The organism is Burkholderia sp. Bp9004 (assembly GCF_003858025.1).
Lineage (GTDB): Bacteria > Pseudomonadota > Gammaproteobacteria > Burkholderiales > Burkholderiaceae > Burkholderia > Burkholderia diffusa.
This window is the reverse complement of the sequence record NZ_QTQD01000008.1, coordinates 216446-226379: the sequence shown is the minus strand read 5'-3', so window position 1 is coordinate 226379 and position 9934 is coordinate 216446. Positions and strand designations below refer to the sequence as shown.

The following is a 9934-nucleotide window of genomic DNA, read 5'->3' as shown; positions in this document are numbered from 1 at the left end:
GCCGCGATCTTCGCGAGCGAACCGCCGAATTTGCCGACCGCGGTCCGCGCGGCCGATACGATCACTACGTCCGTCATGTTCTCTTCCTGCATTGAAATCAGTGGGTCGATCCGTATTGCGTGCCGGTACCGCGCGGCGGCGGCGCGTGAGCGCCGTGCGGCCGGCGATGCGGCTGCACGTTCGCACGCTCACGCGTGCCGCTCATCCGCCCGCCCCGACCGTGTCCGGGCACGCTGCGGCGGCCGGACATACGCCGAACGCCACGCGGCACACGCGGCGGCCGGCGCCCGCCGGCGCCGCTCAATCAGTGTCGCGCCTGTGCGCGACATGCGCTCATGCAGCCGATTCGCGCGAAGCGGTTTCCTTGCGAGCGGCGGCGGCGGTCTGCTTGGCACCGCGGGCCGTCGTTTCGCTGACTGCGTCGAAACCGCTTTGCGCAGCTTCGATCGCCTGCCCCGTCGCTGCACGCACGGAGTCGGCCGCGGCGGTCGCCGCGGACAGCGCGGAATTCAGCGCGGCGACCACGGCGCCCGAACCCGCCGGCGCATGCTTCGTCAACTCGCCGACCACTTCCTTCACGCGCTGGTCGTTCTGTTCGTACTGAGCCTGGGCAACCTTCGCCCACTCGGCCTGCGTCGACACGGCAATATCGAACAGATGGCGACCGTATGCGACAGCCTTGCCGGCGGCTTCCTGCGGTGCGGCGACTTGCTGCGCGAAGCCTGCAGCCGGGTTGCTCGCGTTGAACGCGTTCTTCAGCATGTCCTCGTATTCCTGGAGCGCCGTCTTGGCCGCTTGCAGGTTGAGTTCGACGACTGCCTCGAAACCATTGATTGCCGGACGGGCAATCGCGAACCACGCGGCGATTCCGGACTGATAATCGGCGGCGAATTTTTCGGGGGCAAATACGGACATCGGGCACGCTCCTGTTGGCAATGCGAGAGACGACGTAAAGAAAATGGAAGTCAGATCGAGGGCCTGCTTCCTTATTCACAACCCTCAGGCACGATTGATTGTTAAGAGTTGAGGATGGCCATTTTAGATGGATTAATTGTCAATTAAGTGGCATTAATACTAGGTGAAAACCCTTAAATGTCGAAGTGACCGCTTCACAACGGTGCTTATTCATAATGGGGTCACCTCGCAACGCCTTGCCCGACAATGACCTTTACCTTTTTACAGCATAACCCGCGGTAGCCGGCCGCAACATTTACCCCGTCATTATTCCCGTTATTAGAAAAAGGGCGCGCATTGAAAACGGGACAGATGATTATGTAATCGTTTTTCCAGATTTATTTTGAAATCGTTTCCGGGATTATTAATGGCGAATTCAATGATCGTATATGAATTGCCGGGAGGGAGCTGCGGCGACACCCTCACCCGACCAGTTCGCGATGCAGTGCCCGAAACTCCTGCGCGAGCTTGTGCGCCGGCTCGAGATGGATCACCGGCGTCGACTGCTGATGCGACTCGCGGATCTTCACCGACGCCGACAGCCGCGACGCCAGCACCGGCAGGCCTTCCTCGACGAGTTCGTCGACCAGCCGCTGCGGCAGGCTCGCGCGCGGCTGGAACTGGTTGATGACGATCCCTTCGACCTCGAGCGCCGCGTTGTGGTCCTGCTGGATTTCCTTCACGTTCTCGAGCAGCGTGTACAGGGCCCGACGCGAGAAGTCGTCGCAGTCGAACGGAATCAGGCAACGCTCGACCGCGATCAGCGCCGAGCGCGTGTAGAAATTCAGCGCGGGCGGCGTGTCGATGTAGACGGCATCGTAGGAGTCGAGCTCGTTGAGCGCATCGCGCAGCTTGTAAATCTTGTAGCGCGATTCGAGCTTGCCGTGCAGCGCGTCGAGGTCCGGATGCGCAGGCATCACGTCGAGCCCGTCGAACGGCGTCGGATGGATGAACGAGGCAACGTCGACCGGCCGGAAGTTGAACGTCAGCGCGGTCTCGAAGAATTCGGCGACGCCGGGATGCGCGTCGGCCGCGCGGTCGCCGAGCAGGTAGCGCGTGGAATTCGCCTGCGCGTCGAGGTCGATGACGAGCGTGCGCAGCCCTTCGCTCGCGCTGATCGCCGCCAGGTTGCAGACGATCGTCGACTTGCCCACACCGCCCTTCTGGTTGAATACGACCCGCCGCATGGTGTCTCCTTCGATCGAAACGTCGAAAGGACGAGCTTAGCCGGTCAATCGTGGCGGCCGCGTGACATACGTCAGATGCGCGGCAGCGGTCCCGACACATGACGGTTGCCGGGCACGCTCCATCGCCAGGGCAGCTCCTGGCCGACGCGAATGCCGACGCGCGGCCCGCCCGCCAGGTTCGCGGGCGGCGCCATGCCGTCATCCACGAGCGCGAAACCTTCAAGCGCGGCGACCAGATCGACCCCGTCCTGCGCGCCGGCGATGCCGAGTGCCTGGGTCAGCCGCGCGGGCCCCCGGCACAGATCGCGATCGCGCGTCAGCGGCGGCCGGGCCGCACGCATCCGTTCGAGCCCGTGCAGCGGCTCCAGCGCACGGATCAGCACGCCCGTCCCGGCGCCTTGCGGACCGCACACGCAGTTGCAGCACCAGTGCATGCCATAGGTGAAATAGACGTACATATGCCCGGGCGGCCCGAACATCGTCGCATTGCGCGGCGTTTTGCCGCGGTAGGTGTGCGCGGCCGGGTCGATCGCACCCGCATAGGCCTCCACTTCGACGATCCGGCCGGCACGGCCGTCCGCTGCCGCCAGGATCTTGTTCAGCAGTTGCGGTGCGACTTCGGTGGCCGCGCGATCGAAGAACGCGCGCGGCAACAGCGCGCCCGGCCAGCACGACGCGGGCTTATTGCGCGGCATCCGACGTTCCCTGCTGCCGGCGGCCCGAAACGGCGTGCGCCGCTTCTCGTAGCTCGCGATACGCGTCGACCAGGTCGTCGATGCCGAATGCGCGGTTCCTGCCGCTCGGATTCGGCAGGATCCAGACGGTCGCGCGCTGCATGTGCTCGGCTTGCCGGCCCCACGTGATCTCGCGTCGTCCGGAGAGCGCGGCGTACGCGGCCTTGCCCAGGAACGCGACGAAGCGCGGCGCGTAATGCACGATCTTCTGCTCAAGGACGGCCGCCTCGGCGACGAATTCCGCGTGCGACAGCTGATCGGCGCTCGCGGTCGGTCGCGGTACGACCGCGGTCAGCCCGCATCCGTACGCGAGGATCGTCCGGTCGTCCCTCGGCGCGATTTCGTCCGGCGTGAAGCCCGCGAGATGCAGCACGCGCCAGAAGCGGTTGTTCCTGCCCGCGAAGTGATGCCCTGTCGCGGCGGCGGTCATGCCGGGGTTGATCCCGCAGAACAGCACATCGAGCCGCGGGGCGATGAGGTCGGGGAGCGCGTCAGCCACTGGCGGTCTCCGGGGCGCGGGGCGTAAACGGAAAAAGACCCGAAGGTCCGTGCCAAGCGATTGGCTTGACTCGGACATTCGGGCCCATTCCGGTGCGGGATGCCGACGTTCCGTCAGAACGGAATATCGTCGTCCATCTCGTCGAAACCGCCGCCTGCCGGCGCGCTCGGACGGCTCTGACCGCCGCCTGCACCGCCGCGCGGCGCACCGCCGGCACGGCCGCCGCCACCGCCGCGTTCCATCTGTTCGCCGCCGCGACCGCCGCCACCACCACCGTAGCCGCCGCCGTAACCGCCTTCGTCACCGCCGCCACCGCCGCCGCCCGAACCGCCGCGGCCGCCGAGCATTTGCATCTGGTCGGCGACGATTTCGGTCGAATAGCGATCCTGGCCGTCCTGGCCCTGCCACTTGCGCGTGCGGATACGGCCTTCGATATAGACCGACGAACCCTTCTTCAGGTATTCGCTGACGATTTCAGCGAGACGGCCGAAAAACGCGACGCGGTGCCACTCGGTCATTTCCTTGAAATCGCCGCTTGCCTTGTCCTTGTAGCGATCGGTCGTCGCGAGACGGATGTTCGCAACCGCGTCGCCGCTCGGCAGGTAACGGACTTCAGGATCGGCGCCGAGATTGCCGACGAGGATGACCTTGTTGACGGATGCCATGTGTTTCTCCAGTAAATTCGATGCCGGGCCGCCCGCGAATATCGTCGGAGCGGCCCGCCGGGCAAGCCGGCGAGCGTCGCCGGTGCCTGCCCGAAAAGAGGGTTCAGGCCTTGCGCGGCGGCGCTTTCATGCTGGCCGCGATTATAAGCCACGCCGCCACGAGCCCCGAGCAGGCATAGAAGACGGTGTTCGCGCCGCCGTGCTTCAGCAGCCAGCCGCCCACGATGCCGCCGAGCGCGAGCCCGATCGATTGCGTGGTGTTGTAGACCCCTGTGGCCGCGCCCTTGCGCGAACCGGGCGCGAGCTTCGACACGAGCGACGGCTGCGACGCTTCCAGGATGTTGAAGCCCAGGAAGTACACGAACAGGATCGCCGCCACAATCAGGATGGTATGCGGTGCGCTGCCGAGCAACAATTGGCCGATCAGGATAGCCAGAATGCCGCCGAGCAGCACCGGTTTCATCTTGCCCCGTTTTTCCGCGACGATGATCGCCGGGACCATCATCACGAACGCGAGCCCCATCACCGGCAAGTAGACCTTCCAGTGCGCGGCGACCGGCAGCCCGCCGTCGACCAGCAGGCGCGGCACGACGAGGAACAGCGCCGTCTGCGTCGCGTGCAGCACCAGCACGCCGAAGTTCAGGCGCAGCAGCTCGACGTTGTGCAGCACCTCGCCGAACGGCGCCGGCACGTGCACGGGCTTCGCCGCGTCGGGCACGATCCACACCACGACGCCGATCGCGAGGATCGACAGCACGCCGACGATCGCGAACAGCCCGCTCATCCCGACCCAGTGAAACACGATCGGCGCGCCGACGATCGCGACCGCGAACGACACGCCGATCGAGCCGCCGACCATCGCCATCGCCTTCGTGCGGTTCTGCTCGGAGGTCAGGTCGGCGATGAACGCGAGCACTGCGGACGACACGGCGCCCATGCCCTGGATCACGCGGCCGACGATGATCCACGTGATGTCGTGCGCGAACGCGGCGACGAAGCTGCCGAGCGCGAAGATCAGGAGGCCGGTGGCGATCACGGGCTTGCGGCCGAACTTGTCCGACGCCCACCCGTAGAAGATGTACAGCAGCGACTGCGTGACGCCGTAGGCCCCGAGCGCGATGCCGACGAGCAGCACGTTGTCGCCGCCCGGGATGGTTTTCGCGTAGACCGAGAACACCGGCATGATCATGAACAGGCCGAGCATGCGCAGCGCGAAGATCGCCGCGAGCGACGTGGTCGCGCGCAGTTCGGGCGCACTCATGCGGGAAGACGTGGCGGACGGATTGGACATCGGGAATGAATTTCGAATGATCGGAATGTCCGCCCGGCGGCGGGCGGCGGAAGATCAGGGCCACCGGCCCGGCAGGCGCTTTCCGGGACCGCTTTCCGGGAGGTCACGCAGGCTGCCTGCGGGCCGCCTCGAGCCGTGCGGCGCGGCCGCTTCCCCGGCGTGGACACCGCCTTGCTGCCAGCTGCTGCAAAGGCTGGGGACCCCCAACGACGGCCTCGAAAAGCCGTTATAGTAGCAGGTTTGGTTCCCTCCATTTTCGCCAGGTTCATGGAACAGATCCGTATCCGTGGGGCACGCACCCACAACCTGAAAAACGTCAATCTCGACCTGCCGCGCCACAAGCTGGTCGTGATTACCGGGTTGTCCGGGTCGGGCAAGTCGTCGCTCGCGTTCGACACCCTTTATGCCGAAGGCCAGCGCCGCTACGTCGAAAGCCTGTCCGCGTACGCCCGCCAGTTCCTGCAACTGATGGAGAAACCCGACGTCGACCTGATCGAGGGCCTGTCGCCCGCGATCTCGATCGAGCAGAAGGCGACGTCCCACAACCCGCGTTCGACCGTCGGCACGGTCACCGAGATCCACGACTACCTGCGACTTTTGTTCGCACGTGTCGGCACGCCGTATTGCCCCGACCACGACATCCCGCTCGAGGCGCAGAGCGTGTCGCAGATGGTCGACGCGGCGCTCGCGCTGCCCGAGGAAACCAAGCTGATGATCCTCGCGCCCGTGGTCGCGAACCGCAAGGGCGAGCACGTCGAGCTATTCGAGGAGATGCAGGCGCAGGGCTTCGTGCGCTTTCGCGTGCGCTCGGGCGGCGGCACCGCGAACGAAGGCGTCGCGAAGATCTACGAGGTCGAGTCGCTGCCGAAGCTCAAGAAGAACGACAAGCACACGATCGACGTCGTCGTCGACCGCCTGAAGGTGCGCCCGGACATGAAGCAGCGCCTCGCGGAATCGTTCGAGACCGCGCTGCGCCTCGCCGACGGCCGCGCGATCGCGCTGGAAATGGACACCGACCGCGAACACCTGTTCAGCTCGAAGTTCGCCTGCCCGATCTGCTCGTACTCGCTTCAGGAGCTCGAGCCGCGCCTGTTCTCGTTCAACAACCCGATGGGCGCGTGCCCGGAATGCGACGGCCTCGGCCAGATCACGTTCTTCGATCCGAAGCGGGTCGTCGCGCACCCGTCGCTGTCGCTCGCCGCGGGCGCCGTGAAGGGCTGGGACCGCCGCAACCAGTTCTACTTCCAGATGCTGCAGAGCCTGGCGGCGTTCTACGAATTCGACATCGACGCCGCTTTCGAGGACCTGCCGGAGAAGATCCGCAAGGTGCTGCTGTTCGGCTCGGGCAAGCAGACGATCCCGTTCTCGTACATCAATGAACGCGGCCGCACGACGATCCGCGAGCACGTGTTCGAAGGGATCATCCCGAACCTCGAGCGCCGCTACCGCGAAACCGATTCGGTCGCGGTGCGCGAAGAACTCGCGAAATACCAGAACAACCAGCCATGCCCGTCGTGCGACGGCACGCGGCTGCGCCGCGAGGCGCGCCACGTGCGGGTCGGCACCGGCGACTACGCGCGCGGCATCTATGAAATCAGCGGCTGGCCGCTGCGCGACGCGCTCGGTTATTTCGACGGCCTGTCGCTCGACGGCGCGAAGCGCGAGATCGCCGACAAGGTGATCAAGGAAATCGTCGCCCGCCTGACCTTCCTGAACAACGTCGGCCTCGACTACCTGTCGCTCGAGCGCAGCGCCGAGACGCTGTCCGGCGGCGAGGCGCAGCGCATCCGCCTCGCGTCGCAGATCGGCTCGGGCCTGACGGGCGTGATGTACGTGCTCGACGAGCCGTCGATCGGCCTGCACCAGCGCGACAACGACCGCCTGATCTCGACGCTCAAGCACCTGCGCGACCTCGGCAACTCGGTGATCGTCGTCGAGCACGACGAGGACATGATCCGCACGGCCGACTACGTCGTCGACATGGGCCCCGGCGCGGGCGAGCACGGCGGCGTGGTGGTCGCCGAAGGCACGCCGAAGCAGGTGCAGTCGAACCCGCAGTCGCTGACGGGCCAGTATCTCGTCGGCAAGCGCACGATCGAGTATCCGGACGAGCGGATCGCGCCCGATCCGGAGCGGATGCTGCGCATCGTCGACGCGCACGGCAACAACCTGAAGCACGTCGATCTCGAGCTGCCGGTCGGCCTGTTGACCTGCATCACCGGCGTGTCGGGTTCCGGCAAGTCGACGCTGATCAACGACACGCTGTACCACGCGGTCGCGCGCCACCTGTACGGCTCGTCGGCCGAGCCGGCGCCGCACGAGGCGATCGAAGGCCTCGAGCACTTCGACAAGGTGATCAACGTCGACCAGTCGCCGATCGGCCGCACGCCGCGCTCGAACCCGGCCACCTACACGGGCCTGTTCACGCCGATCCGCGAGCTGTTCTCGGGCGTGCCGACCGCGAAGGAGCGCGGCTACGATCCGGGCCGCTTCTCGTTCAACGTGAAGGGTGGCCGCTGCGAGTCGTGCCAGGGCGACGGCGTGCTGAAGGTCGAGATGCACTTCCTGCCGGACGTCTACGTGCCGTGCGACGTGTGCCACGGCAAGCGCTACAACCGCGAAACGCTCGAAGTGCAGTACAAGGGCAAGAACATCAGCGAAGTACTCGACATGACGGTCGAGCACGCGTACGAATTCTTCAGCGCGGTGCCGGTCATCGCCCGCAAGCTGAAGACGCTGCTCGACGTCGGCCTGGGCTACATCCGCCTCGGCCAGTCGGCCACGACGCTGTCGGGCGGCGAGGCGCAGCGCGTGAAGCTGTCGCTGGAGCTGTCGAAGCGCGACACGGGCCGCACGCTGTACATCCTCGACGAGCCGACCACCGGCCTGCATTTCCACGACATCGCGCTGCTGCTCGAGGTGATCCACCGGCTGCGCGACCAGGGCAACACGGTCGTGATCATCGAGCACAACCTCGACGTGATCAAGACGGCCGACTGGGTGATCGACCTCGGCCCCGAAGGCGGCGCCGGCGGCGGCCAGATCATCGCGCAGGGCACGCCCGAGCAGGTCGCGAAGACGAAGGCGAGCTTCACCGGCAAGTACCTCGCGCCGCTGCTCAAGCGTCCGACCCGCAAGGCGGCGGCCGGCTGACAATTGCCGTTCCCGCGCGCGGCTGCCGGCCGCGCGCGCCCGGTGCCCGCGGCGGCGCCGGCGTCATCGTTTTCCCTTCCGCGGTTTTCCCCTCTGCGTTTACACCACGAGCCAAACAGCCCCGTGGCGGACCATAATGGCAGCTATACTTTACGGTCGTAAGGTTCGCCATCCGCACCAATCCGGTGCGGCGCCGGGCGACCGCCGTCCTGCCGCCCACCGCGCGGCATGACACACGAACGACAGGAATCCACGATGGAGAAGCAACAAGAGTCGCGCGACGCCCAGAGCCGCGAGCCGCACCTGCGCAGCGTGCGGCTGACGAGCGACTTCAGCCTGCCGAAGCTGTCGGCGATCGAGATCGGCAGCTATCTGTTCGCCCTCGTCGCGATGGTGCTCGTCATCGAGCTCAAGCTGCTGGGCGGGCTGCTGGCCGGCCTGCTGGTCTATCAGCTGATCCACACGATCGCGCCGGTCATCGAACGCCACACGACGAGCATGCGCGCCCGCTGGGTCGCCGTCGTGCTGCTGTCGACCGCGATCGTCGGCGGGCTCACCGGCCTGACGATCGGCATCATCGAGCACTTCGAGCACACGGTGCCGAACCTGCAGAGCCTGCTCGACCAGCTGATGCAGATCGTCGAGCAGACCCGCGCCCGCACGCCGGCCTGGATCGCGAACCTGCTGCCCGTCGACGTCGAACAGATGAAGACCAAGGCGGCGCTGCTGATGCACTCGCACATGGATCAGCTCCAGCAAGGCGGCAAGAGCGTCGCGCGCGGCTTCGGCCACGTGCTGTTCGGGATGATCATCGGCGCGATGATCGCGATCGGCGTCGAGCACGGCAAGGTGCGCCGGCCGCTGTCGACCGCGCTCGTCACGCGCGTGTCGCGCTTCGCCGAGTCGTTCCGCCGGATCGTGTTCGCGCAGATCAAGATCTCGGCGATCAACGCGGCATTCACGGCGATCTACCTGCTCGTCGCGCTGCCGATCTTCCACCAGCGGCTGCCGCTGTCGAAGACGCTCGTGCTCGTCACGTTCATCGTCGGGCTGCTGCCGGTGATCGGCAACCTGATCTCCAACACGCTGATCGTCGCGGTGTCGCTGTCGGTCAGCATGGGCACCGCGATCGCGTCGCTCGCGTTCCTCGTCGTGATCCACAAGTTTGAATATTTCCTGAACGCGAAGATCATCGGCGGCCAGATCGAGTCGCGCGCGTGGGAACTGCTGCTCGCGATGCTGATCATGGAAGCCGCGTTCGGGCTGCCGGGCGTGATCGCCGCACCGATCTTCTATGCATACCTGAAGCGCGAGCTGTACATGCTGCGGCTGATCTGACGCAACGCTGCCCGGCGCGTCACGCGCGTCGCGCGATAAAAAAACGCCGCGCCCCGTCAAGGGTGCGGCGTTTTTGCATCCGGGCCAGCGGCCGGCCAATGGCCGCCCCGCAC

Annotated in this window: 8 protein-coding genes; 2 read left to right on the top strand and 6 right to left on the bottom strand. The window is 66.1% G+C overall.

All coding sequences use genetic code 11. The annotated features are described in order from the left end of the window. Positions 1–333 precede the first annotated feature (333 nt). The 6 genes from phaP to DIE08_RS12400 all read right to left on the bottom strand — a co-directional run bounded on the left by phaP (position 334) and on the right by DIE08_RS12400 (position 5330). Positions 334–915 (bottom strand): TIGR01841 family phasin, encoded by a 582-nt coding sequence (phaP, locus tag DIE08_RS12425; protein ID WP_124902042.1) that lies wholly within the window; start codon positions 913–915, stop codon positions 334–336. Positions 916–1376: 461 nt separating this feature from the next. Further along, positions 1377–2141, bottom strand: coding sequence for a ParA family protein (locus tag DIE08_RS12420; RefSeq protein ID WP_124902041.1), 765 nt, complete (start codon positions 2139–2141; stop codon positions 1377–1379). Positions 2142–2212: 71 nt separating this feature from the next. After that, a complete protein-coding gene (locus DIE08_RS12415; RefSeq protein ID WP_124902040.1) occupies positions 2213–2836 on the bottom strand; it encodes a DNA-3-methyladenine glycosylase in 624 nt (207 codons plus the stop codon). After that, entirely contained in the window at positions 2823–3374 is a 552-nt protein-coding gene (gene mug, locus DIE08_RS12410) for a G/U mismatch-specific DNA glycosylase (RefSeq protein ID WP_059603015.1), read from the bottom strand. The genes DIE08_RS12415 and mug overlap by 14 nt, the downstream gene beginning before the upstream one ends. 113 nt (positions 3375–3487) lie before the next feature. Further along, positions 3488–4039 carry a single-stranded DNA-binding protein gene (locus DIE08_RS12405; RefSeq protein WP_059603013.1) on the bottom strand — a complete coding sequence of 184 codons (552 nt, stop codon included), beginning with the start codon at positions 4037–4039 and terminating at the stop codon, positions 3488–3490. A 103-nt stretch (positions 4040–4142) separates the two neighbouring features. Continuing rightward, a complete protein-coding gene (locus DIE08_RS12400) occupies positions 4143–5330 on the bottom strand; it encodes an MFS transporter (protein ID WP_124626285.1) in 1188 nt (395 codons plus the stop codon). A gap of 267 nt (positions 5331–5597) precedes the next feature. Between DIE08_RS12400 and uvrA the strand changes: the two genes are divergently transcribed. Continuing rightward, positions 5598–8483 (top strand): excinuclease ABC subunit UvrA, encoded by a 2886-nt coding sequence (gene uvrA / locus DIE08_RS12390; RefSeq protein WP_059598825.1) that lies wholly within the window; start codon positions 5598–5600, stop codon positions 8481–8483. Positions 8484–8738: 255 nt separating this feature from the next. Next, positions 8739–9821 carry an AI-2E family transporter gene (locus DIE08_RS12385; protein WP_185715857.1) on the top strand — a complete coding sequence of 361 codons (1083 nt, stop codon included), beginning with the start codon at positions 8739–8741 and terminating at the stop codon, positions 9819–9821. The last annotated feature ends 113 nt before the right edge of the window (positions 9822–9934 follow it).